Below are 22,874 nucleotides of genomic sequence, written 5' to 3' on the forward strand. Positions count from 1 at the left end.
GGCTTAAGCGCCCATGCGCTTCAGCCAATCCTGGCCGCCGCGATCCCTGATCATCGGCAGCGGGTTCTCCCAGTCCAACCGCGCGCAGATGCGGTAGACTTCGAGCGTCTCGGCGCTCATTTCGCCGCGCTTGTAGAAGTACATGGCGGCGGCATAGCGGGTACGACCCGACCATTTTTCGCCGAGCGGCGTGTTGACCAGCTGCCACTGTTCGGCGGCTTCCGTATCATCATCCGGTTCGTCGGCCATGATCAGAAATCCGCCGGCGGATTGGCGGTGCGGCGGTCGAGCTTGATGAAAGGACGGGCCACCACCTTGGCCCGCTTCATCAGCTTCTGGTACTGCAACTCGCGCATGGCGTAGATCTCGACCCAGAGGTCTTCCACCATCGTATCACCATAGGGACGCGTCAGCGAGGCGATGGCGATATTGCGCTTGGCCATCGGCGACCAGATGGCGGCGCTGACCAGCCCGACCTCCTGATGCTTCTTGTGGTAGACGATGGCGTGCTCGGCCGGGATGTTGCCTTCGATCTCCAGCCCGACCAGCATGTGGCGCAGCCTGCGTTTGGCACGGGCTTCGAGGATGGCGCGGCGGCCGTTGAAATGGCCTTTTCCCAAATCGACCATAAAGCCGAGACCGATCTCGTCCGGCATGCGCAGACGGTCGGCGCGAATGGCATGGTCTGCGGTGGTGAAGTCGGCATTGGCGACGATCAGGCCGGCTTCCAGCCGGGCGCGGTTGAGGGCGGCGTAGCCGATGGCGCGGATGCCGCGCAGTTCGCCTGCCGTCATCAGGCGGTCCCAGAGGCTGAGCGCTTTTTCGGCCGGCACGAACAGTTCGTAGCCGAGATCGCCGGTGAAGCCGGTGCGCGAGATGGTTACGGTGCCGCTGTCGTGCGGAAACTCGGCGAGGTCGAATATCTTCAACTTCTCGACGCCGGCGAAACCCGCCTCGCGCAGCACGGCGAAGGAGGTTGGGCCTTGCAGCGCGAGACCAGCGACGTTTTCGGTCTCTTCCTCGACGGTCACTTCGAAACCGATGGCGCTGTCGAGCAGCCAGGGCAGGTGCCGCTCCTGCGAACACAGGCGGAAGCGGGTCGGCGACAGCCGGAACAGCGTGCCGTCATCGAGGACAAAACCTTCGTCGTCGCACCATGCGGTGTAGTGGACGCGGCCGGGTTTCAGCTTGGTGACATCGCGCAGCGTGACGCGATCGAGGAAGGCTTCGGCATCCGGCCCCTCGATGCGGTATTTGGTCATCGGCGAGATGTCGAACAAAGCCGCCTGGCTGCGGATGGCGAAATATTCGAGTTCCTCGTCCCACAGCGAATGCGGCGCGCGATAGCCGGCCCAATTGTACCAGTCCTGAGTTTTGGCCACCGCATCGATGCGCGGCTGGAACGGCGTGCCGAGACGCAAGGTGCGGAAATGGCCCTGCGCTGTGGTGCGGGCGGCGTTGTTGACCCGACTCGTCATGACGGCATTCCTTCGCCGTAGAGTGCGGCGTTGACTGGCTGAAACATCCGATCATCCCTTCATCGCTATGATGCGCCGCGCCGCATTAAAACCGGGAGCACCCGAAACGCCGCCGCCTGGATGCGAACCGGCGCCGGCCAGGAACAGCCCCTCGATCGGCGTGTCGTAGCCCGACCAGCCCGAGACGGGCCGCGACATCAGCATCTGGTCGGCCTGCAATTCGCCGTGGTGCCAATGGCCGCCCGGCATCCGGTAGTTGGCTTCGATACCGGCTGGCGTCAAAAGCTCGGCATGCAGCACGGACTTGCCGATACCGGGGGCGTACGCTTCGAGCTGCGCCATAACAGCCTTGAGGAATTTCGGCTTGCCGGCATCCCAACCCTCTTTCAGCGCGTAAGGCGCGTATTGCACGTTCGCCGACAGCACGCAGGCGCCGCTTGGCGCGAGCGAGGGGTCGGAGAGCGAGGGCAGTGTGATCTCCATCACCGGTTCGGCTGAGAACTCGCCATATTTTGACGGGTTGAAGGCGCGCTCGACATGGTCGGCCGAGGGCGCGATGACCAGACGGCCCTTGTGATTATCGGCGTCGACGCCGGAAAATTGCGGTGGCCGATCGAGCGCCAGATGGAGCTTGGCAGCGTCGCCCTTCATGCGGATATTTTTTACCTTGCGCACGAAACCCGTGTCGATCTCGCGCGGACCGACGAGATCGAGCATGGTCGTCGCGGGGTTGACGGCGGAGACGATCGTTCTGGCGTGCAGCACCTCGCCGCCGTCGAGGGTCACGCCGAGGGCGCGGCCTTTCTCGACGACTATTCTGGCCACGGGCGCTGCCGTGCGGATGGTGACGCCGGCTTTCTCCGCCGCCGCGCGGATCGCGGCGACGACCGCACCCATGCCACCTTTCGGCAGCATCTGTGCCCCTGCCGCACCGTCGGTCTCGCCGGCCAGCCGATAGTAGAGGCCGAGCAGGGAGGTCGGCGAACGCGGGCCGAGATGGCTACCAAGCGTGGCGTCGAAGGCAAGCAGGCCCTTCAGCCTGATATCGGCAAGCTGCTCGTCGAGCAGGTCGGCGACGTTCATCAGGAGAACGCGCAGAAAGTCGCGCATGTCTTCCTTGCCGAGCTTTTTCAGCGCCACGGCCGTCTGGCCGAGCGCTGCCGTTTCAAGCAGCGACATGCCACCGAGATCGGGCGGGCGCCGCGACAGGAACGGTTTCAGGATGCCGGCATAGCGCATGAGTTGCGCGCGCAATTCCTTCCAGGCGGACTGCTCGGACGGAGTGGAGCCGGTCAGCACTTCGCCATAGGCGCCATGCAGGACAAGCGGCGGGCCGTCCTTCGCCAAGGCGACCGACGGCATGAAGTCTGTACGGGTGACCTGCAGCCCGTGTTTCTCCAGCTCCAATGTCTTCACCACGTCGGGGTGCAGGCGGTTCAGCACATGCGCGATCGAGGAGACCCGAAAACCCGGCGCAAACTCTTCGGTGCGCGCCGCGCCGCCGACATCGCCAGCGGCTTCCAGCACCAGCACCTTGCGGCCGGCTTTCGCCAGAGTGGCGGCAGCGACAAGGCCGTTATGGCCGCCGCCTATGATGATGGCATCAAATGACGTCATGGGCCGGGCTCATATGGGAGGTCGATTTGGCGAGATCGCGCAGGATTTCGGCTGCCGCATTGCGGCCGGGCGCGCCCATGACGCCGCCGCCGGGATGGGTCGAGGATCCGCATATATAGAGCCCGCCGACCGGCGAACGGTATTGCGCGTAGCCCGGCACCGGCCGGTTGAACAGCAGCTGGTCGAAGGTCAGCTCGCCCTGGAAAATATTGCCTTCGGTCAGCCCAACCTCGGCTTCGATCTCGCGCGGCGTGCGAACCTCCATGTGAACGATGCGGTCGCGGAAGCCCGGCGAGTATTCCGCGATCTGCGCGACCACGCTTTCGGCGAAGCCGTCGCGGTCGGTATCGGTCCAGTCGCGGCCGTTCACCTTGGGCGGCGCGTACTGCACGAAGCAGCTCATGAAATGCTTGCCCGGCGGCGCCATGGTCGGGTCGAGCGTCGTTGGGATGACCATGTCGAGGAATGGGTCGGCCGACCAGCGACCGGCCTTCCAGTCGTCATAGGCGCGCTCCATGCGCTCCATGGAGTCGGTGAAATGCATGTCGCCGCGATAAACGGGCGAATCCTTCGGCAGTGCCGGGAAATCGGGCAGCGAATCCAGCGCGATGTTGACCTTGCCGGACGAGCCGCGGACCTTGAAGTTCCTGACCCGACGCAGGAAAATATCGGGCAGTTCCTTCTCCTCGACCAGTTTCAGGAATGTGCGTTTGGCGTCGGCGTTGGAGACGACGAGCTTGCCGTAGACCTCCTCGCCGCCGGCCAGCACCACGCCCTTGGCCTTGCCTCGGCTCACCAGCACATGGTCGACCTCGGCGCCGGTACGGATGGTGCCGCCGGACCCCTCGAAGGAAGCGGCGAGCGCCTTGGTGACAGCGCCCATGCCGCCGCGCGCATAGCCCCAGGCGCCGACCGAGCCGTCGACCTCGCCCATATAGTGGTGCAGCAGCACGTAGGCCGTGCCGGGCGACATCGGCCCGAGCGCGGTACCGATAATGCCGGACAAAGCGAAGTTCGCCTTGATGACATCGGTCTCAAAATATTCGTCGAGGAATTCCGAGATCGACATGGTCCAGAAGCGCAGCGTCAGCGCCATTTCTTCTGATGACAGGCCGGCGAATTTCCTGCCGAGATAGAGAAACTCTCCGAGGTCACGCGGCTTGAGACTGGTCGGGTCCGGTGCGGTGCGCATCAGCAGCGGCTGGATGAAGCGGCACTGCCGCGTCACGTCGCGCGAATAACGGTCATAGGCCTCGGCGTCGCGCCTGGAGAAGCGGGCAAATTCGCGCCGGTGCGCATCGTGATCGCGGTAGTTGGCGAGGTAGTCGCCATCGCGCGTGAACACGGCGCCGCCCTCATAGGAAATCACCTGCAAGCCGAAGCGCGGCAGTTCGAGGTCGCGCATGATCTCGGGGCGAAACAGCGAGCAGACATAGGAGCAGTTGGAGTAGAGGAAGCCCGGCGTCAGCTCGCGGCTGGTGGCGGCGCCGCCGACCCAGTCGTTCTTTTCCACCACCAGCACGTCGAGCCCGGCGCGTTGCAAATAGCAGGCGTTGACCAGGCCGTTGTGTCCGCCGCCGATGACGATCGCATCCCAAGCTTTCATTCGCGCCCAGCCTTCATGGTGCTCGACCCTTCATTTTTCGCGTGATTTGTCGCCGAATGCGCGGAATTTGGCACGGCAGCGGCTATTCTGTCCAGCCGTTCTGAATGAATGTTCAACAAATGATATTGCGTTTTCCTGTTAATACGCTACGCTTTGCCGGCATTCGAACCTGCGCAATTCGGCTGATGGGACTTAAAGTCTGATGATCGAAACGGCAGATGGCGAGCCGGAATATGACGACGCCGCGATCCGCTTCCTCGAGGCGCTGTGGGGCGAGGGTTATCTGTCGCCGGGCCGACCCGACGAGGTCGACCGGGTGGTCGAAGGCCTGTCGCGCAAGACGATCCTCGACATAGGCTGCGGCTCCGGCGGCATCGCGTTGCATCTGATCGAGCGCCACGGTGCAGCCCATGCCACCGGCTTCGACATCGACGCCCGGTGATCGAGGCGGCCAGAACGCGGGCTGCTGCACGCGGGCTCTCAGACCGCGCCAGCTTCATCCAGGCGTCACCCGGAGCGCTGCCTTTCACCGATGGCGCCTTCGATGTTGTGTTCTCCAAGGACGCGCTTTTGCATGTGCGTGACAAGGACGCGCTGTTTGCCGAAATCTTCCGCGTGCTGAAACCGGGCGGCGTCTTTGCCGCCTCCGACTGGCTGATCGGCCATGACGGCGAGCCGTCATCTGAGATGAAGGCCTATGTCGCGGCCGAAGGCCTGTCCTTCGCCATGGCCTCGCCGGCACGCTATGCGCAAGCGATGCGCAGCGCCGGCTTTGCCGATGTCGCCGTCAGAGACCGCAATTCTTGGTATCGCAAGGTCGCGCGCGGCGAGCTGGAAAGGCTGAAAGGCCCGCTCTACCAGACGGCGGCAGCCGCAGTCGGAGCGGCCTATATCGACAAGAACATACGAACCTGGGAGGCCATGCAGAAGGTGCTTGACAGTGGCGAGCACCGTCCCACTCATCTTCGCGGGTGGAAGCCGGCTGTGGTGGGATAGCCGGCAATGTGGAGCATGACGGCACCGATGAAAGCTGCAGCGCGCGAAGAGCGATCCTCCGACACGTCTGGAAAAACCGAACCGGAAAAACGCGGCCGCAAGGCGTCGAAGGAGGTCAGGCAACAGCAGCTGATCGAAGCGACCATCGATTCGCTGGCCAAGCGCGGTTATTCGGAAACGACGATGGCCGATGTCGCTGACGGCGCCGGCCTGTCGCGCGGCATCGTCAACTTCCATTTCGAGAGCAAGGAGAAGCTGCTCGTCGCCACGCTTGCCTATATGGCCGACGAATATGCGGCGCATTGGCGCGTCGCGCTGACCAAGGCCGGCGAGGATCCAGCCCGGCAGCTGCGGGCGCTGGTCGCCGCCGATTTCGACCGTTCGATCTGCAACAAGCGCAAGCTCGCGGCCTGGTGCGCGTTCTGGGGCGAGGCCAAGTCGCGGCCGACCTACCAGGCGCTGTGCGGCGCACGCGACGCGGCCTACCAGAAGATCTTCATCGACCTCTGTGCCACGCTCAAGCAGGGCGGTGGTTATGCCTATGAGCCGCAGGTGATGGCGCTCGCGCTCAGCGCCATGCTGGAGGGCTTGTGGCTGCGGCTGATGATGGGGACCGAGGACGTCACCCGTGAGAGCGCGCTGCAGGCGGCAAACGAATTCCTGTCGGCCGCCTTTCCGAAACACTACCGGCCGGGCAGCGGACGTTGACAACAACCGGCAGATCCAAGCCGGAGCGAACAATCAAAAACAAAGAGGATGGAACAGCATGAAAAGAATAACCCGACGCCTGACACTGACATTGGCGCTGACGGCGACGCTGGCTGGTTCGGCCGCGGCGATTGCGGTCGCCGCCGACAAGGACCTGATCGTGTTCGACTGGTCGGGCTATGAGGACCCGAGCTTTCACCCCAAATATGTCGAGAAGAACGGCGACTCGCCGACCTTCGCCTTCTTCGGCGACGAGGACGAAGCCTTCGAGAAAGTGCGCTCCGGTTTCAAGGCCGATCTTGGCCATCCCTGCTCGCAGAGCGTGACAAAGTGGCGTGAGGCGGGGCTGCTGCAGCCGCTCGACACCTCGAGGATCACCGGCTGGAAGGATCTCAATCCCGGCATCATGGCGATGAAGGATCTGGCCACCACTTCGGACGGCAAGGCCTGGTTCATGCCGTGGGACTGGGGCAACACCCAGCTCACCTACAACTCCGACAAGATCGACGCGAAGGATGTGCAGTCGCTGAAGGCCTTCGCCGACCCCAAGTTCAAGGGGCGGGTCTCAATCGGCGACAATGTCGACGACGCCTATGCGCTGGCCAGCCTTGCCATCGGGCTCAAGGACTGGACCAAGATGACGGACAACCAGTTCAAGCAGGCTTCCGACTTCCTGCGTCAGGTGCACAAAAATGTCCGCTCCTACTGGACCGATACCACCGACGTCGTGCAGTTGCTGAGCGGCGGCGAGGTCGATCTCGCCTGGGCATGGAACGATGCCACAGTACAATCCGTCGCTGCCGGTGTGCCGATCAAGTCCAAGAAGGATACGGACGAAGGCATCTCGACCTGGGTCTGCGGCTACGTGCTGTTCAAGGACGCACCCGGCAATGTCGACAAGGCCTATGACTACCTCAACGCGATCAACGATCCCGAGACCGCCAAGGTGCTGGTCAAGGACTGGGGTTATGGCCAGGCCAACGCCAAGGGCATGGCCGGCGTCGACCCGGCGATCCTGAAAGAAAAGGGCTATGACGACGTGCAGAAATTCGTCGACAAGACCCTGTTCCAATCGCCCGTGCCGTCGTCGCTCAAGCTCAAGATGATCGCCGAATTCGAGAAGATCAAGGCAGGCTACTAAAGCTCTGTCCGGCCTCCTCCGTCTGCCTGTCAGTGCGCCGGGCAGACGGTCTCGCCAAGGCCGCTGAAATTCCGTAACGTCGCCCGGCCGCTTTTCGCGATGAGGAGTTTCGCGCCATGAATTCCATGCTTCGCCGCCTCGCCCTTGCCGCTGCTCTTACAGTCGGCGCCGGCGCCGTGCTTGCTTATGCCGAAGGCGGCGGCGACCTCGTCGTGTTCGACTGGTCAGGCTATGAAGATCCGTTGCTGCACCCCGACTACACCGCCAAATACGGCGCCGAGCCGACCTTTGCTTTCTTCGGCGACGAGGAGGAAGCGTTCCAGAAGATGCGCGCCGGCTTCAAGGCCGACATCGCCCACCCCTGCTCGCAAAGCGTGACCAAGTGGCGCGCGGCCGGCATTCTGCAACCGCTCGACACCTCGCGGATCGCCGGCTGGAAGGATCTCAATCCCGGCATCATGGCGATGAAGGATCTCGCCGTCACCGCCGACGGCAAGGCCTGGTTCATGCCGTTCGATTGGGGCAACACTTCGCTGCTCTACCGCACCGACAAGGTCACGGCGGAGGAAGCGCAGTCGCTGAAGATTTTCGCCGATCCCAAATTCAAGGGCCGCGTCACCATCGGCGACAATGTCGATGACGCCTATGCGCTGGCCAGCCTGGTCATCGGCCTCAAGGACTGGACCAAGATGACCGACGCGCAGTTCCAGGAGGCGTCCGCCTTCCTGCGTGACGTCCACAAGAACATCCGCTTTTACTGGACCGACGACACCGACCTCAACCAGGCCTTTACCGGCAATGAGGTCGACCTAGTCTGGGGCTGGAATGAGACCTTCGTGACGCTCAAGGGCCAAGGCATGCCGATCGCCATGAACCGCGACACCAGGGAAGGCATATCCACCTGGGTGTGCGGCTATGTGCTGATGAAGGATGCGCCGGGCAAGCTCGATCAGGCCTATGATTTCCTCAGTGCGGTCAACGCGCATGCCGTGTCCGATTACTTGGTCAAGACCTTCGGCTACGGCCACGGCAACAGCGCCGGGATGGCCGCGATCGACCATCAGGTGCTGAGCGACCGTGGCTTCGACAATCTCGACAAGTTCTTGGACAAGACGCTGTTCCAGCAGCCGGTGCCGCCTGAGCTCAAGCAGCGCATGGTCACGGAATTCGAGAAGATCAAGGCCGGCTATTGAGCGACAGGACTGAAAGAACCGATGTCGTCATCGTCGGCGCCGGTTTCACCGGCCTGTCGGCTGCGCTTGAGCTGAGAAAGGCCGGCATCGATGTCGTGCTGCTCGAAGCACGCGACCGCGTCGGCGGCAGGGTCGAGGCTATTCGCAACGGGCTTGGCGAGCGCATCGACAGCGGCGGCCAGTTTTTCTGCGAAGACATGCCGGAGGTGACGGCGCTGGCCGCGTCCCGTGGCAAGGCCTTCGTCGAAACCTATGTGAATGGCGATTTCATCACCCATCCATCGCTGTCGGTCGAAGAGGCCGAACGGACCTATCATGGCGCGATGGCAATCCGCGAGCGGATGAATGCGATCGAGCCGGACGATCCCTCGATCGCCGGCATGAGCGCTGCCGCCTGGCTCGAACGCCAGCCTGATCCCACTGACGCCAAGACGGCTTTCCGCTCGATGATCGAAGGCCTGTGGTGCCTGGCGATGGACAAGGTGCCGCTGTGGTACCTCATCGACAATGACCGCCGCATCACCAACGAGATGCCCGAGCTGCAATATTCGCTGCTCGAAACCATGCAGTCGCTGGCCGAGGACATGGCGGGAGATCTCGGCGACAGGGTTTGGCTGAACGAACCGGTTACGCGCATCGAGCACGGGCCGCAACGGGTTCGTGCCGTCTCGGCGAGCAACTCCATCGAAGCGCGAAAAGTGCTGGTCGCGCTGCCGCCGGCGACGGCCGCGAAGCTGGATTTCGCGCCCGCTCTGCCGCCGGCTCTCGCAAAGGCGCTCGGTGTCTGGGAAAGCGGTGCGGTGATCAAGATCCTGGTGCGCTATCCCACGCCGTTCTGGCGCGAGCGCGACCTGTGCGGCATGGTGATGTGGCGCGACCTGCCGGGCCTGTTCGCCTGTGACGCCAGCAAGGATGCGCAACATGCCGCGCTGGTCGTCTTCGTCGGCGGACCGCTGGCCTTGCATTGGCGTCCGCTCGCGGACGCGGCGCTGCGTGCGGAGGTCACGGCAAGGCTCGTTGATGCCCTTGGCCCGGAGGCGGCCGATATTATCGATTTCAGCCAGCGCGACTGGATCGATGACCGCTGGAGCGGCGGCGCCTACAGCGACCTTATTGTCGATGTGACGGCACGGGATGCCGAGCGCACGATCCGTGCCGGCGCAGATCCTGTTCATTTCGCATCGTCGGAACTGTCGCCGTCATTCCCGGGCTATGTCGAAGGCGCCATCGTGATGGGGCGGATCGCAGCCAAACAGATCGCGACGGAACTTAAAATTCTTAGTGGAGCATGATCTTATTCCGAAAACCGGTTTCCACTTTTCGGGATCATGCTCAGTCCGCCATCGCCACCAAGGCCTCCGGATCGTAGCCGAGGCGGATCGAAGTGCCGACGGGGATATCGTCGGCGCCGAAGTCGTTGGTCTCGGTGACCGACAGTGGCTTTTCCAATCCGGGTATCTCGACGATGAGATGGGTGATCTCGCCAAAATAGTGGCGTTCGACCACCTTGCCGGCCACTTCGAATTTCGCCGTCGCGTTGTCCCACAGCACGCGCAATCGCTCCGGCCTGATGCCCAGCGTGGCGCCGCCGCCATTGCGCACGAAGGCTTTCGGCTTGTCGGTCCGGACGCGGCCGAAGCCCAGCGTGCCGACGACCAGCGAGGCGGCATTCTCCTCGACGATCTCAGCTTTTACGAAATTCATGCCGCCGAGGAAGTCGGCGACCTGGCGGTTGACCGGCCGCTGGTAGATTTCCTTGGGCGAGGCGACCTGGGCGATCTTGCCGCCGAACATTACGGCGATGCGATCGGACATAGCGAGCGCCTCATACTGGTCATGGGTGACCAGCACGAAGGTGATGCCGACCGCCTGCTGCAGGCGGCGCAGTTCGACCTGCATCTGCTCGCGCAATTTCTTGTCGAGAGCCGACAGCGGCTCGTCGAGCAGCAGCACTTTGGGCCGCATCACCAAGGCGCGGGCGAGCGCCACGCGCTGGCGCTGGCCGCCGGAAAGCTCGGTGGCGAGGCGTTTGCCGAGGCCGGTGAGCGACACCTGCGCCAGCGCTTCCTCGACGCGGCGCTTTTCTTCCGTTCCTCCCAGCCTGAGCCGTTTCAGCCCATAGGCGACATTCTGCTCGACATTGAGATGCGGGAAGATGGCATAGCTCTGGAACACCATGTTGGTCGGCCGGCGGTTGGCCGGGATGCCTTCCATCGACTGGCCGCCCGACAGCGGGAACTCCTGATAGAACTGCACCGATTCCGGCATGATCGACAGCGCGTTGTTGGGGAAGATGCCGTAATAGATCCAGGCCCTGCGCAGATGCTCCGGCAGGTGTGAGGCATCGGGCGTGAGCTTGATGTATTCGCGCACGCTCCAGCGCCGGCCGGCATGCGGATTGTAGGTGGCAAACGAGCGCGACACGCCGTTGATGAACGGCTCGTCGAAATAGGTCGAGCCGTAGAGATCCTGCAGCGCCGGATGCGCCATGGCGACGTGGTAGCCTTCATTGTCGACGTCGCGCACCGACTTCCAGTTGACCGGCGTTTTCTGTGTCCAGATGCCCCAGGACGGCACCATCTCGGCCACGTTGTAGTGTGCCATCTCGGCCTCGATCGGCTTCAACAGTTCGGCCACCGAAGGCTGCGGGCCGCCCTTGCGAAAGCGGACAAAGATGAAGCCCATCCATATCTCAAGGTCGAGCGGCATCAGGCCGAATTCGGTCTTGTCGAGCTCGGGGAAGGAGCGCGGCCGGGCGGCGCCGCGCAGCGTGCCGTCGAGATTGTAGACCCAGCCATGGAACGGGCAGACCAGCGCGTTCTTGCAGGTGCCCTGGCTGTCGGCGACGACGCGGCTGCCGCGATGCCGGCACATGTTGTTGAAGGCGCGCACGACGCCGTCCTTGCCGCGCACGATGAGCGCCCGCTCGCCGACCACGTCCATAGTCAGATAGTCGCCGGCATTCGGCACGTCGCAGACATGGCCGGCGATCTGCCAATGGTTGCGGAAGACGTATTCCTTCTCAAGTTCGAGAAGCGCGTCGGAGTGATAACTCCAGCCCGGCAGACCCCGCCGGTCCCAATCATTGGGGATCGCCACGTCACGGAGATGCGGGTTCATAAAAAAGCTCTTCTTTTATTGAATACTCATTCAATAAAACCATATTTTACATTGAAATGCAATGGCTTGTAGAAATCACAACTTTTCAAGTCGGCACAACAGGACCAGCTGAAAGCCAGAAAATCCCGGAATATCCGGGCGTTAACCGGGGGCGTGAAATAGCTGTCCGGCATGCGGATTTGGCCGTGCCGAGCTTGCAAACACGGCCCGCTCCGAGACGAAAATACCTGGCGTCCGCAAATTCGATCCGCAGTGTGAGCTTGTTCATAGTGCGGCCGACAGGAAGCGGGCTTGGTGCGTTCGCGGCCCGCCTGTCGTCAACATTTGATTGCCCGGATGAAACAGCTTCGCAAACGCATCTTGCCGTCGGCACATGACCGGATCTGTCCGGATATGCCCGAATTTCTTGTTTCAAACCTGTTACGCGGGCAAGCCAAGCGCATCATTCGCCCGTTACCAGGCGCGCTTAGGTTCGTTTCATAAGAAAACGAAGGGGAGCAGCAATGCATACGAAAGTCGAGATCACTAGCAACGAACGACGCGCCAAACTGGCACTGCGTCAGCGCGCCAGCGACCATCCGGTTGCGATGTTCTCCATGCTGGGCGCCTGCGCTCTGGCCGTCATGTTCCTGACACCGGCTTCCGGTCCGGCTTTTGCTTCGCTCAACCCGCCGGCCAATGTTGTCCAGGGCGCGCCGACCACCATCAAGACCGCCCGGCTGCCGGAGCCGGAAATCGATTTTGCCTGCCAGGGTCAGGCCTGGGGCGCCGAGAGCGCGGAGTGCCTGCGCGTCATCGCCGCCCAGTCCGGCGTGCACAAGGCGCGTTCCGTCCGCATGATCGCCAACGCAGCGCCGCTGACCACGACACCCAACGTTTTCTGAACCTCCCGAGCGCTTCCTCCCGCGCTCGTTCTTGGCTCCCGCCGCTTCCCTCGGTCGGGAGCCTCTTTTTTAGGGCCTATCGATATTCGGGTGAGGCCGGCCTGCGCATGGAGGTTCCCTGCGCTTCCGGTGCTCGCGTACTTCAAGTACGCTCCGCTCCGGTTCTCGGGAACCACCATTCTCGACTCCGCCTGACCCGAATCTCGATAGACCCTACGTGGGTGCTTCGGAAAACTTAGCCGGCGGCGGCGACCTGGTCGGCTATTGCCGAGAGTACGCCGCGGACGTCCAGCGTCGAGAACGGCTTTTCCAGGATTTGCGGGCGCTGCGGCGCCGGCAAGGCTTCGATCTCGGCCTTGGCGCCGATCAGGTCGCCGGTTACCAACACGAAGCGTTTGGCCAGCGCCAGGTTGTCGGCGAGCAATTCGCGGTAGATGGCAATGCCGCTGGTGCCGGGCATGCGCAAGTCGGAAAAGACGATGTCTGGCGGCATGTGGCCGGTCAAGGTCGCCGCCGCCGACGTCCAGGCCGGCACGACCCGCGACTTGATACCCATCAGTTCCAGGATGTCGGAGAGGGAGCCGGCGACGTCGGGTTCGTCGTCGATGATCAGCGCATGGCGCAAGCCGCTGGAACGAGCCGGGCTGTCGCCGGCTGCTGCCGCGCCGCCGGTGATTACCGGCAGCTGGACGACGAAGCGCGCGCCACGCGGCAGCACCTCCTCGAACCAGATATTGCCGTTGTGGCGCTCGACGATCGATTTCGAGATCGACAGGCCGATGCCGGTGCCGACGCCGACCGGCTTGGTGGTGAAATAGGATTCGAAGATGCGGCTGCGGATCGCCTCGGGAATGCCCGGTCCGTTGTCCTCGACCGAAAACCCGGGGTTGCCGCGATCGCTGCGGAATGTCCGCACCTTGATCAGGCGGTCGCCGCCGATACCGGCCAGAGCGTGTTGGCTGTTGATCAGGAAATTGGCGGCCACCTGCGTGACGTGGTCGGCATCGGCCATCGCCAGCAGCGGGCCGGGCGCGAAATCGGTGTCGATGATGATGCCGCTCGAGCGTGCGCCATAGGCGGTTACTTCGAGTGCGGCGCGGATCACCTGGTTGAGATCGGTCTCGGCCTGCGCCGCCGGATGCAGGCGCACCATCGACAGGAAGCTTTTGACGATGCGGCCGCAGCGCTCGGCAGCGGCGCGCACTTTCTCGGCGCGAACCTTGGTCTGCGGGTCGGTGGCGAATTCATGCAGCAGCGTCGACTGCGCAACGACCACGGCGAGCGGGTTGTTGAGCTCGTGCGAAACACCGGCCAGCAGTGAACCCATCGCCGCCATCTTCTCGTTCTGGTGCAGTTTTTCGCGCTGGCGGTTGATCTCTTCTTCGGCGCGCAGCTTATCGCGCAGATCGCGGATCGAACCGAAGATGAGCTGACGGTCAGCCACCCGCATCTCGGTCGCCGTCAATTCGATGGGAAACACCTCGCCGGCCGCATTCTGTGTCACGGTCTCAAGCCGTTGGCCAACCATCGGCGCGCCGCGGCCAGACATGTATTCGGCGCCCGAGACATAGCCCTTGCGGTAATATTCCGGCACCACGGTATCGAGCAGGTCCTTGCCGAGGATGTCGCTGCGCTGATAGCCGAACATCTTTTCGGCGGCCGGATTGAATTCGATGATCGAGCCGGTCTCGTCGATGACGATGATGGCGTCGAGCGACGCCTGCAGCATGGTGCGGCGGATGACTTCGCTGGCATGGGCGTCGGACGGCGAGTGCTCGATGGCGTCGCCGATGGCGAGCGCGATGATGTGCATCGTCGCCTCTTCCTCTTCGGTCCATTCGCGCTCGTTTAGGCAGTCGTTGACCGCGAACGTGCCCCACAGATGACCGTGCGCGAACACCGATACCGACAGGAACGACTTGATGTGCTGCTTTTCGAAATCGGCCCTGAGGAACCCGTCGAGATCGCGCGTATGGCCGGCGAAGATCTTGCCTTGCCGCTCGTCCTCTCCAATCCGCTCCAGCAGCGGATCGGTATCGACGATCGACTGCATGATCACCGTCGGCGAAGCCAGTTCGCCGCCGAAGCGAGGATCGATCCAGTAGGCGGCGACCGATTGGGCGAAGCCCTGGCCGGGCAATTCGCGCAGCCTGAACAGGATGCCGCGCTGGCAATTCATGGCGCTGCAGAGCGTTTCGAGGATGGTTTCCATCTCGCGCTGCCAGTCGCCGGCATCGCGCAACCGGCGGACGACGCGCACAGCCGCCATCGCGGCGCTCTGGCGAGCGCCTTGCGGGTCCATACGTGGTGCTGGTTCAGCGGTCATGTCAGCCATCAGTAAAGGGCCGTCGAATTAGGCAGCTATGGAGCATTTCACGAAAAAGGTGAAACGCTCCATGTTTCAATGTAATCCCGAACGGAAATCGCTACGCACTGTTCCTGGAATTGCTAGAGCGTTTCACCGTTTCACGGAAACGGAGAAGCCTCTATCTCTTTGTTTTTACGCAATTCCGGGCGGAAAACCGCGTACACTTTTCCTGTAATTGCTCTAGTGCCCGTCACCGGTCGGCAGCGAGAAGATATAGCCTTCGCCGCGCACTGTGCGCAAAAATTTCGGATTGGCCGGATCGGTTTCGATCTTCTTGCGCAGCCGCATGATGCGAATGTCGACGGCGCGCGACGATTCAGGATCCTCGACAAAACCAATCGCCTCGGAGATCGCCGATCGCGTCAACAGCCGGTTGGCGCGGGTCAGGAAAACCTCCAGCACATCGAACTCGCTCTTGGCCATGTCGATGACGGCGCCGTTGGCGCCGGTGACAAGCCTGCCGTCGAGGTCGGCCTGGAACGGGCCGAAGGTCAGGCGGCGGCCGCCATCGGCTTGTGTCTTCGCCGCCTGGGGCGGGCTCGGCTGCGGAACGCGGCGCAGCACGCTGCGCACACGAGCCAGCACCTCACGCAACTCGTAGGGCTTGACGATGTAGTCGTCGGCGCCAAGCTCCAGCCCGACAATGCGGTCGAGTGCGGTGCCGGCAGCCGTGGCATAGATGATGCCGACCGGTATTTTCGAGCGCAGCCAGCGGCCGAGCGACAGTCCGTCCTCGCCCGGCATGGCGATGTCGAGAATGGCCAAATGAAACGATTCCGTCTCCAGCAAGGCGCGCGCCTCGGCCGCGCTTCCGGCCTGGGTCACATCGTAGCCGTTGGCGCCGAGATACTCGGCGACCGCGTCCCGGAGATCGGGCTCGTCCTCGACGATGACAATCCGTGCCCGCACTATGGCCTCGCTCCCGCTTTCAGCGGAAAGTAGATTGGGTATAAACATGATGTCCAGCACTCATATCCGGTTGCGGGGGAACGGGAAGAAAAACATGGCTGCACGATCCGTCATCGCGCTGGTTTCCGTCGCCGATGTGGTGGCCGGCGATCTTGCCGATCATCTCGACCGGCGCGGCCATGACGTGCGCGAGGCGCGGCAGCCCTGGGAAGCTGAATCCCTGCTTTCGGCCGGAGGCATCGATATCGTCATCGTCGGCGACAGCCTCAGCCAGGCGGAGGGGCGGGACCTGCTCAGGCGTTATGGCGGCGGCCAGAGCGCGGACGGGAAGGCGGGGCCGGATTTCATCCTGATCTGCCGGCCGGCCGATCTGGTCGACAAGGTGCTGGCGCTCGAGCTTGGCGCCGCAGATGTCGTCGAAAGTCCGCTCAATGTCAGGGAGCTTGCCGCGCGCATCGGCGGCCTGCTGACGCGGCGCGGCAGGTCCGCCCAGGAACTGATCGTGCTGGAAAATGCCACCGTCGATTTGCGGTCGGCCATCGTCATGCACCGTTCGGGTACGGAAGAACAGCTGTCGCCGGGCCAGGTGGCGCTGCTCAGGCTGTTTCTGGCCAGCCCGCGCAAGGTGCTGACGCGCGACGACATCATTGCGGCGGCGCCCGCCGAAAATGCCGATGCCTTCGACCGCTCGATCGATTCGCGCATCGTGCGGCTGCGCCGCAAGCTCGACACCGAAACCATCACAACTATACGCGGCGCAGGCTACCGGTTCGACCCGCCGACGCAGCGCGCCGACTGAGGGTCGGGAGGCTGGATTGTTCCTCGGCTCGCCCAAAAAAGCTGCGCAATCTCGGGCGCCATGCATAGGCGTCAGCGCACCACCAGAAGCGATGGTCCCGACGGCAATTCGCTGGCGACTACGATTTCGCTGGCGGCATGCGCGCGGTCCTTCAGGAGAACCGTGGCGAGACCGGCAAAGCCGAGCAGGCCTTGTGCATAGAGCAGTACCGAAAGCACGGAGGCTGCAGATTTCGTCTTCATCGGTTGTCCCCAAAAATCAGAACCGCGGGTGCTTCAGGATAAACCCGAAGTGCCCGCGTCGCCCACGGAGCCCCCCGTTGCGACGCGGGCCTTCGGTCCTCTCGGCAGCAAGTTGCCGGAGGGGCCGCGCATCCACTTCAACCCGAGGCCGACCCGCCAGAGGGCCCTGAGACGGCTGATGCGCAGACTGGAGACAATCCAGACCAAGGCTATGAACAGCGCGGCATGCAGCGTCGAAATCTCACCCGAATTCATCACCGCCAGTTTCGTCATCGGGGTGCCGGCTACTGTGCCGATGCCGCCGACGACAAATGCGGCGATGCTTATCCTGAAGAGCCAGGACAGGGTGGTCGATTTGATGCTCATTTTCGTTGGCGCCGGCTGTTCTCGTTGGGATGACTGTGCCGCGAGCCTGTAACCAGATCATGCCGCCCAGGCCGCGCTTTGTTGCAAGTCGGTTTCGAGCGAAGCCAATCTTCTTTCATATAAGGACATCAGCACTTTCGTTTGGGGGCGCGGTGCGTGATCGGGAGTGCGCAGCGAAGGCGGAGCACGCTTCCCTTGTCCACCTTGCTTGTTAACCAGAGGAAACAGATTCGAAACACAAACGAGCCTCAGCGAAGTCAGTCTGAAACATGGCGCGGGGATAAGGCGGCCACCGAATTGACGCCGGCAGGACCGGCAAAGAGGAGCCATCATGTACAAAGCCATTTCCGCCAAACTCATCAACGTCACCGCCGCAGCCGGCGGCGCCGCGCTTCTGCTTGGCACCGCCAACAGCACCGCCCATGCCGCGGCAAACCAGATCGTGGCGCGTGTTTCGCTGTCGCAGCAGACCATGGAAGTGCTGGTCGATGGCCGGCCGACTTTCGCCTGGAAGGTCTCGACCGGCGACAGTGCGCATGTCACGCCGACCGGCTCGTTCAAGCCGACCCGCATGCACGAGATGTGGCATTCGAAGAAATACGACAACGCGCCGATGCCGCATTCGGTCTTCTTCAGCGGCGGCTACGCCGTGCATGCGACCAACGCCATCAAGCGGCTGGGACGGCCGGCGTCGCATGGCTGCGTGCGGCTGCATCCCGACAATGCCGCCGACTTCTACCAGTTGGTCGAAACCTTCGGCCCGACCAACACCAGCATCGTCATCGTCAAGTAGCAGACTGCGTTTGGAGCGATGGTGCAGCGCAGCCGGCCAGGTCATGCCGCACCGCAAGTTCCCGCCTGAAGCTCCATCAGAGCTTCGCGGTAAATCAATCCAGTCAAAAAAGAGGCCGGAAATTTCCGGCCTCTTTTCGTTTGTTCGCTAACGCCGTTCGCAGCTCAGTCCGCGTGCACCGGCATCAGCTTCGGGTCTGGCTTTTCGGCGTGGTGCGGCAGGTCCTTGCTGGCGATGAAGGTGTAGAACATCGGCACCACGAACAGGGTGAACATGGTTCCGACCAGGATGCCGGTGAAGATCACGAGGCCCATCGAATAGCGCGCCGCCGCACCAGCACCACTGGACACGATCAGCGGCACGACGCCGAGCGCCATCGCCGCTGTCGTCATCAGGATCGGCCGCAAGCGCACCTTGGCCGAGGCGACGATCGCATCGCGCCGCCTCATGCCATGCAGCTCGCGCTGCTGGTTGGCGAACTCGACCAGAAGAATGCCATGCTTGGTGATCAGACCTATCAGTGTGATCAGGCCGACCTGCGTGTAGATATTGAGCGTTCCAAGCCCCAGATTGAGCGGCACGATGGCGCCAAAGATCGACAGTGGCACCGCCATCATGATGATCAGCGGGTCGCGGAAGCTTTCGAACTGCGCCGCCAGCACCAGATAGATGACGATTACGGCGGCTGCGAACGCGATAAGGATCGTGTTGCCCTGCTCCTTCTCCTGCCGGGACTGGCCGGAATAATCGATGAAGAAGGTATCGGGCAGGCTCTCCTTGGCAAGGTTCTCCAGGGTCTGCAGCCCGTCGCCCGTGGTGACGCCGGGAAGCGGCAGCGCTGATATCGTCGCCGAGTTCAGCTGGTTGAACTGCTCGATCGCGGCCGGCGCGGCGTTGGTCGAAATCTTCACTACCGCTGAAAGCGGCACCATTTCGCCGGTCACGCTACGCACGAAATATTCGCCGAGCTTCTCGGGATTGTCGCGGAATTCCTTCGGCACCTGCGGGATGATGTCGTAGCTGTTGGAGTCGCGGTCGAACTGAGCCACTTCGGCGCCGCCGACCAGCAGCGTCAGCGTCTGGCCGATGTCGGCGATCGGCAGGTTGAGAGCCGCCGCGCGGTCGCGGTCGATGGTCACCGTCACCTGCGGAGCGTCAAAGGACATCGAGTTTTGCACGACGATGAAGCGGCCGGAGGCCTGCGCCTTGTTCTTAATCTGCTCGGCCGCCTCGTAGACCTCGGCGGAGCCACCGGTCGAGCGCACCACCATGGAGATCGGCAGGCCGCCGCCGGAGCCCGGCAGCGTCGGCGGCGCGAAGACGAAGGCCTCGACGCCGGCCACCTTGCCGAGGCGTCCCTGGATATCGGCTTGAAGCTCCTTTGAGTTGCGCTGGCGCTCGGCCCAATCCTTGAAGGCGAAGCCGACAAAGGCGCCGTTGGTGGCGCCGCCAAAGGCAACGGCAGAGAATTGCGCCCTGGTTTCGGGAATGTCCTTCACCAGGCCGAGGATCTGGTTGACGTAGGTCTCGGTGTAGTCCGAGGTCGCGTAGCGCGGTGCCGTCACGATCGACAACAGGAAGCCCTGGTCCTCTTCCGGCGCCAGTTCGCTCGAGGTCTTGGTGAACATGAAGCCGGTGAGCGCAACCAGCGCCACGACCATCAGCAGCGTCACCGGTCGATTTCTCAAGGAGGCGGTGACCGCCCGCTCATAGACATGCTCGACACGGCTGAAGGTTCCGTCGACGACGCGCTGGAAGCGACTGTGCGATCCCGCCTTGAGCAGACGCGCCGCCATCATCGGCGTGATGGTGACGGCTATGAGGCCGGACAGCACCACCGAACCGGCGAGCGTCACCGCGAACTCGCGGAACAGCGCGCCGGTCAGGCCGCCGGTGAAGGCCAGCGGCGCGAACACGGCGGCGAGCGTGATGGTCATGGCCACGATGGCGGAGAAAATCTCGCGCATGCCGTTGAAGGCCGCCTGCATCGGCGACATGTGGTCCTCCTCCATGTGGCGATGAATGTTCTCCACCACCACGATAGCGTCGTCGACGACAAGGCCGATGGCCAGCACCATGGCCAGCAGCGACAGAAGGTTGATCGAATAGCCGACCGCAAACAAAAGAAAGCAGACGCCGACCAGCGACAGCGGGATGGTCACGATCGGCATCATCACCGAGCGGAATGAGCCGAGGAACAACAGGATGACCACGACGACGATGGCGACGGCTTCGGCGATGGTCTTGAACACTTCATCGATCGAGGCGCTGATCTGTTCGGTGGAATCGTAGACGATTTCGATGGTCATGCCTTTCGGCAGCGTCTCTTGAATCAAAGGCACGATCTTGTGGATCGCCTCCGCCGTTGTCAGCGGGTTGGCGGCCGGCGTCGGGAAGATGGCGAGGAAGGTGCCGGGCTTGCCATTGAAGCTCACCCTCGTGTCGGTGCTCTCGGCGGCAAGCTCGACTCGCGCCACGTCGCGCAAGCGCACCACCTGGCCGTCCGTCGAGCGCAGCGGAAGCTCGGCAAAGGCCTCAGGCGTCTGCAGCGTCGAGCGAACCGTGATCGAGGAGACGACATATTCGTTCTCGGTGTTGCCGGGCGCCGACAGGAAGTTGGAGTTGTTGATCGCCGCCAGCACTTCGGCGGCGGTGACGCCACGCGCAGCAAGCTTGACCGGGTCGATCCAGACCCGCATCGAATATTCCTCGGCGCCGAAGATCTGCACGTCGGCGACACCTTCGACCGTCGACATGCGGGGCCGCACGACGCGCTCGATATATTCGGTGAGCTGCTCCTTGCTCATGTTCGGATTCTGCATCGAGATGTACATCATCGCGAACTCTTGGCCGGTGCCCTTGACGATGACCGGGTCCTTGGATGCATCCGGCAAGGTGCCGCGTACGCCCTGCACCTTCGACAGGACCTCGGTGAGCGCGACATCCGGATTGGAGCCGAGCTTCATCTGGACGACCACAGTGCTCGAAGACGGCCGGCTGGACGAGGTGACGTAGTCGATGTTCTCGGTCGAGGCGACGGCCCGCGCGATCGGGGCGGAGATAAAGCCCTGGATCAGGTCGGCGCTGGCGCCGGGATAGGCGGTGGTGATGGTGATCGCCGTCTCGTCAACCTTGGGATACTGCCGGATCGACAGGTTGAAGATGCCCTGGAAACCCAGGAGCAGGATCATGCAGGCGAGGACGGTGGAGAGGACCGGCCGGCGAATGAAGATGTCGGAAAAGTTCATTGCTGAGCCTGCTGGTTAGCCGACTTGCTGGGGTCAATGGTGTTGTCGACAGCGACGGACATGCCGTTGAAGAGACGGTTCTGACCGGCGGTGACGACCTCGTCACCGGTCTTGATGCCCTCGATGATCTCGACCATGCCGTCGTTGCGGCGGCCGGGCTTCACGAACACCTGCGACAGCACGAGCGCCGGCTTTTCCGGTTCTGCCGCGGGCTTCGCGGGGTCGACAGCCGGCTTGTCCGCGGGCTTCGCCGCGGCGTCTTCGGCAGCCGGTTTCGCGTCTGCCGGCTTTGCATCTGCCGCCGGCTTTGCTGCGTCGGCCCCCGCGGCAGGCTTTTCCTCGGGTTTCGCGGCTGGGGCGCCTTCCGCCGGCTTCGCCGGAACGACGACGAAGACGAAGTCGCCATAGAGGCTCGACGTCAATGCCGTCTGCGGCAAGGACAGAATGTTTTTCTCCTGCGGCAGCTCGACGCGAACCTGGACGAACTGGCCGGGCGTCAGCTTGCCGTCAGGGTTGGCGACCTCGCCGCGGACGGACACCAGGCGGCTTGAAGCGTCGATCTTGGGATCGATGCCGCGAATGGAGCCGGCAAACGGCATGTCGGCGCCGCCGCCGGTGCCGCCGAGGCCGAGCCGCACCGCCTGGCCTATCTTGAGCAGCGGCAGCTGCTGTTCGGGTACCGAGAAATCGACCCGCATGGTGTCCAGATCCTGCAAGGTCACCACTGCGTTGCCGGGCGAGAGATATTGGCCGAGGTCGATCTTGGGGATGCCCACGGTGCCGGCGAACGGCGCCGTCAGCTGCTTCTGATCGAGCACGGCCTGCAGCTTGTTGACCTGCGCGGCGGAGGCCGATGCAGCGGCTTGAGCGGTGTCGAGCGTGGCATCCGTTCCGACGCCGCGCCGCTGCAGCTCCAGCGCGCGTTCGAGCGCCGTCTTGTCGGACACGGACTGCGCCTTGGCCGCGACCAGATCCGCGCGTTCGACGGCATCGTCGAGCTGCAGCAGGACCGAATCGACCGGCACCTTCTGGTTGGCATGGAAAAGGATGTCCTTGACGATGCCGCTGGTCTCGACGGTAAGGTCGACACCGCGCACGGCGCGTACCGTGCCGATCGCCTCGACGCCCGGCGTCCAGTCGGAAGGCTTGACGACAACCGTCGATACGGTCGTCGCCGGCGGCTTCATGGTGGCGAAATACTGTTTGATAGCGTTGTCGCGGAACAGGTTGAAGCCGACAACGCCGACGCACACCAGAGCGAGCAGAAGCAGAATTGCGGTGATAGAGATGAAGCGCTTCACGAACTGTCCCCTCGGCCGGTGTCCGGCAAAATAGCCGAATAGCGGGACACTTATCGACGCCAGGTCCCGATTACAAATGACGGCGAACTTACTGTACCGTCTGGA

The 22,874-nt window shown here is 63.1% G+C and carries 20 protein-coding genes and 1 pseudogene; 9 read left to right on the plus strand and 12 right to left on the minus strand.

Annotation, left to right across the window (positions count from 1 at the left end; genetic code table 11):
- Positions 1-3: 3 nt before the first annotated feature.
- The 4 genes from NLY33_RS08800 to NLY33_RS08815 are packed head-to-tail and all read right to left on the minus strand — an operon-like array spanning position 4 to position 4,701.
- Positions 4-249: a hypothetical protein gene (locus NLY33_RS08800; RefSeq protein WP_023708591.1), complete on the minus strand. Its 246-nt coding sequence runs from the start codon at positions 247-249 to the stop codon at positions 4-6.
- Between the two features lie 2 nt (positions 250-251).
- Complete coding sequence (locus NLY33_RS08805; protein WP_023708592.1) at positions 252-1,478, minus strand: aminomethyl transferase family protein; 1,227 nt, start codon at positions 1,476-1,478, stop codon at positions 252-254.
- Positions 1,479-1,529: 51 nt separating this feature from the next.
- The gene (locus NLY33_RS08810; protein ID WP_023708593.1) at positions 1,530-3,095 is read right to left on the minus strand and encodes a phytoene desaturase family protein; all 1,566 of its coding nucleotides are present in this window, start codon (positions 3,093-3,095) and stop codon (positions 1,530-1,532) included.
- Positions 3,082-4,701: a phytoene desaturase family protein gene (locus NLY33_RS08815; RefSeq protein ID WP_023708594.1), complete on the minus strand. Its 1,620-nt coding sequence runs from the start codon at positions 4,699-4,701 to the stop codon at positions 3,082-3,084. Before NLY33_RS08815 ends, NLY33_RS08810 begins: the two co-directional genes overlap by 14 nt.
- A gap of 202 nt (positions 4,702-4,903) precedes the next feature.
- Between NLY33_RS08815 and NLY33_RS08820 the strand changes: the two genes are divergently transcribed.
- The 6 genes from NLY33_RS08820 (at position 4,904) to NLY33_RS08845 (ending at position 10,031) form a co-directional block, all read left to right on the plus strand.
- On the plus strand, positions 4,904-5,143 hold the full coding sequence (locus tag NLY33_RS08820) for a methyltransferase domain-containing protein (protein WP_245261174.1): 240 nt from the start codon (positions 4,904-4,906) through the stop codon (positions 5,141-5,143).
- Positions 5,140-5,697 (plus strand): methyltransferase domain-containing protein, encoded by a 558-nt coding sequence (locus tag NLY33_RS08825; protein ID WP_245261175.1) that lies wholly within the window; start codon positions 5,140-5,142, stop codon positions 5,695-5,697. The genes NLY33_RS08820 and NLY33_RS08825 overlap by 4 nt, the downstream gene beginning before the upstream one ends.
- Before the next feature lie 27 nt (positions 5,698-5,724).
- The gene (betI, locus tag NLY33_RS08830; RefSeq protein WP_023708595.1) at positions 5,725-6,405 is read left to right on the plus strand and encodes a transcriptional regulator BetI; all 681 of its coding nucleotides are present in this window, start codon (positions 5,725-5,727) and stop codon (positions 6,403-6,405) included.
- 58 nt (positions 6,406-6,463) lie between these two features.
- Complete coding sequence (locus NLY33_RS08835; protein ID WP_023708596.1) at positions 6,464-7,546, plus strand: ABC transporter substrate-binding protein; 1,083 nt, start codon at positions 6,464-6,466, stop codon at positions 7,544-7,546.
- Positions 7,547-7,662: 116 nt separating this feature from the next.
- A complete protein-coding gene (locus tag NLY33_RS08840; RefSeq protein WP_023670074.1) occupies positions 7,663-8,739 on the plus strand; it encodes an extracellular solute-binding protein in 1,077 nt (358 codons plus the stop codon).
- Positions 8,736-10,031: a flavin monoamine oxidase family protein gene (locus NLY33_RS08845; protein ID WP_023706304.1), complete on the plus strand. Its 1,296-nt coding sequence runs from the start codon at positions 8,736-8,738 to the stop codon at positions 10,029-10,031. Before NLY33_RS08840 ends, NLY33_RS08845 begins: the two co-directional genes overlap by 4 nt.
- Positions 10,032-10,071: 40 nt before the next feature.
- Here the strand turns inward: NLY33_RS08845 and NLY33_RS29630 are convergent, their stop codons facing one another.
- Positions 10,072-11,448 (minus strand): ATP-binding cassette domain-containing protein, encoded by a 1,377-nt coding sequence (locus NLY33_RS29630; protein WP_488505116.1) that lies wholly within the window; start codon positions 11,446-11,448, stop codon positions 10,072-10,074.
- Positions 11,449-11,499: 51 nt separating this feature from the next.
- A pseudogene (locus NLY33_RS29635) lies at positions 11,500-11,859 on the minus strand (aromatic ring-hydroxylating oxygenase subunit alpha); the annotation flags it as partial.
- 503 nt (positions 11,860-12,362) lie between these two features.
- Between NLY33_RS29635 and NLY33_RS08860 the strand changes: the two are divergent.
- On the plus strand, positions 12,363-12,743 hold the full coding sequence (locus NLY33_RS08860; protein WP_023670066.1) for a hypothetical protein: 381 nt from the start codon (positions 12,363-12,365) through the stop codon (positions 12,741-12,743).
- Positions 12,744-12,978: 235 nt separating this feature from the next.
- Here NLY33_RS08860 and NLY33_RS08865 read toward each other — a convergent pair whose 3' ends face one another.
- Both NLY33_RS08865 and NLY33_RS08870 read right to left on the minus strand, forming a co-directional pair.
- Positions 12,979-15,069 carry a hybrid sensor histidine kinase/response regulator gene (locus tag NLY33_RS08865; protein ID WP_023670065.1) on the minus strand — a complete coding sequence of 697 codons (2,091 nt, stop codon included), beginning with the start codon at positions 15,067-15,069 and terminating at the stop codon, positions 12,979-12,981.
- Between the two features lie 222 nt (positions 15,070-15,291).
- Positions 15,292-16,020, minus strand: coding sequence for a response regulator (locus NLY33_RS08870; RefSeq protein WP_023670064.1), 729 nt, complete (start codon positions 16,018-16,020; stop codon positions 15,292-15,294).
- A 94-nt stretch (positions 16,021-16,114) separates the two neighbouring features.
- On the opposite strand from NLY33_RS08870, the gene NLY33_RS08875 reads away from it, so the two are divergent.
- A complete protein-coding gene (locus tag NLY33_RS08875) occupies positions 16,115-16,819 on the plus strand; it encodes a response regulator transcription factor (protein WP_023670063.1) in 705 nt (234 codons plus the stop codon).
- Between the two features lie 71 nt (positions 16,820-16,890).
- On the opposite strand, the gene NLY33_RS08880 is transcribed toward NLY33_RS08875, so the two are convergent.
- Together NLY33_RS08880 and NLY33_RS08885 are read right to left on the minus strand one after the other, a co-directional pair.
- Positions 16,891-17,061: a hypothetical protein gene (locus NLY33_RS08880; protein WP_023670062.1), complete on the minus strand. Its 171-nt coding sequence runs from the start codon at positions 17,059-17,061 to the stop codon at positions 16,891-16,893.
- Positions 17,062-17,094: 33 nt separating this feature from the next.
- Entirely contained in the window at positions 17,095-17,427 is a 333-nt protein-coding gene (locus tag NLY33_RS08885) for a hypothetical protein (RefSeq protein ID WP_023706311.1), read from the minus strand.
- A 331-nt stretch (positions 17,428-17,758) separates the two neighbouring features.
- Between NLY33_RS08885 and NLY33_RS08890 the strand changes: the two genes are divergently transcribed.
- The gene (locus NLY33_RS08890) at positions 17,759-18,220 is read left to right on the plus strand and encodes a L,D-transpeptidase (protein ID WP_023683946.1); all 462 of its coding nucleotides are present in this window, start codon (positions 17,759-17,761) and stop codon (positions 18,218-18,220) included.
- Positions 18,221-18,384: 164 nt separating this feature from the next.
- Here NLY33_RS08890 and NLY33_RS08895 read toward each other — a convergent pair whose 3' ends face one another.
- Both NLY33_RS08895 and NLY33_RS08900 read right to left on the minus strand, forming a co-directional pair.
- Positions 18,385-21,468 carry an efflux RND transporter permease subunit gene (locus NLY33_RS08895; RefSeq protein WP_023696405.1) on the minus strand — a complete coding sequence of 1,028 codons (3,084 nt, stop codon included), beginning with the start codon at positions 21,466-21,468 and terminating at the stop codon, positions 18,385-18,387.
- Positions 21,465-22,769: an efflux RND transporter periplasmic adaptor subunit gene (locus NLY33_RS08900; protein WP_023708598.1), complete on the minus strand. Its 1,305-nt coding sequence runs from the start codon at positions 22,767-22,769 to the stop codon at positions 21,465-21,467. The genes NLY33_RS08895 and NLY33_RS08900 overlap by 4 nt, the downstream gene beginning before the upstream one ends.
- Positions 22,770-22,874 lie beyond the last annotated feature (105 nt).

The sequence above is a fragment of the Mesorhizobium sp. C432A genome, from assembly GCF_030323145.1.
Classification (GTDB): domain Bacteria; phylum Pseudomonadota; class Alphaproteobacteria; order Rhizobiales; family Rhizobiaceae; genus Mesorhizobium.

Excerpts from the sequence above, each read along its gene's own strand:
- NLY33_RS08805 (WP_023708592.1), bottom strand. The coding sequence starts at position 1,478 with ATGACGAGTCGGGTCAACAACGCCGCCCGCACCACAGCGCAGGGCCAT.
- NLY33_RS08885 (WP_023706311.1), bottom strand. The coding sequence starts at position 17,427 with ATGAGCATCAAATCGACCACCCTGTCCTGGCTCTTCAGGATAAGCATC.
- NLY33_RS08865 (WP_023670065.1), bottom strand. The coding sequence starts at position 15,069 with ATGACCGCTGAACCAGCACCACGTATGGACCCGCAAGGCGCTCGCCAG.
- NLY33_RS08840 (WP_023670074.1), top strand. The coding sequence starts at position 7,663 with ATGAATTCCATGCTTCGCCGCCTCGCCCTTGCCGCTGCTCTTACAGTC.
- NLY33_RS08890 (WP_023683946.1), top strand. The coding sequence starts at position 17,759 with ATGTACAAAGCCATTTCCGCCAAACTCATCAACGTCACCGCCGCAGCC.
- NLY33_RS08810 (WP_023708593.1), bottom strand. The coding sequence starts at position 3,095 with ATGACGTCATTTGATGCCATCATCATAGGCGGCGGCCATAACGGCCTT.
- NLY33_RS08860 (WP_023670066.1), top strand. The coding sequence starts at position 12,363 with ATGCATACGAAAGTCGAGATCACTAGCAACGAACGACGCGCCAAACTG.
- betI (WP_023708595.1), top strand. The coding sequence starts at position 5,725 with ATGAAAGCTGCAGCGCGCGAAGAGCGATCCTCCGACACGTCTGGAAAA.
- NLY33_RS29630 (WP_488505116.1), bottom strand. The coding sequence starts at position 11,448 with ATGCCGCTCGACCTTGAGATATGGATGGGCTTCATCTTTGTCCGCTTT.
- NLY33_RS08815 (WP_023708594.1), bottom strand. The coding sequence starts at position 4,701 with ATGAAAGCTTGGGATGCGATCGTCATCGGCGGCGGACACAACGGCCTG.
- NLY33_RS08875 (WP_023670063.1), top strand. The coding sequence starts at position 16,115 with ATGGCTGCACGATCCGTCATCGCGCTGGTTTCCGTCGCCGATGTGGTG.
- NLY33_RS08880 (WP_023670062.1), bottom strand. The coding sequence starts at position 17,061 with ATGAAGACGAAATCTGCAGCCTCCGTGCTTTCGGTACTGCTCTATGCA.
- NLY33_RS08835 (WP_023708596.1), top strand. The coding sequence starts at position 6,464 with ATGAAAAGAATAACCCGACGCCTGACACTGACATTGGCGCTGACGGCG.
- NLY33_RS08800 (WP_023708591.1), bottom strand. The coding sequence starts at position 249 with ATGGCCGACGAACCGGATGATGATACGGAAGCCGCCGAACAGTGGCAG.
- NLY33_RS08895 (WP_023696405.1), bottom strand. The coding sequence starts at position 21,468 with ATGAACTTTTCCGACATCTTCATTCGCCGGCCGGTCCTCTCCACCGTC.
- NLY33_RS08820 (WP_245261174.1), top strand. The coding sequence starts at position 4,904 with ATGATCGAAACGGCAGATGGCGAGCCGGAATATGACGACGCCGCGATC.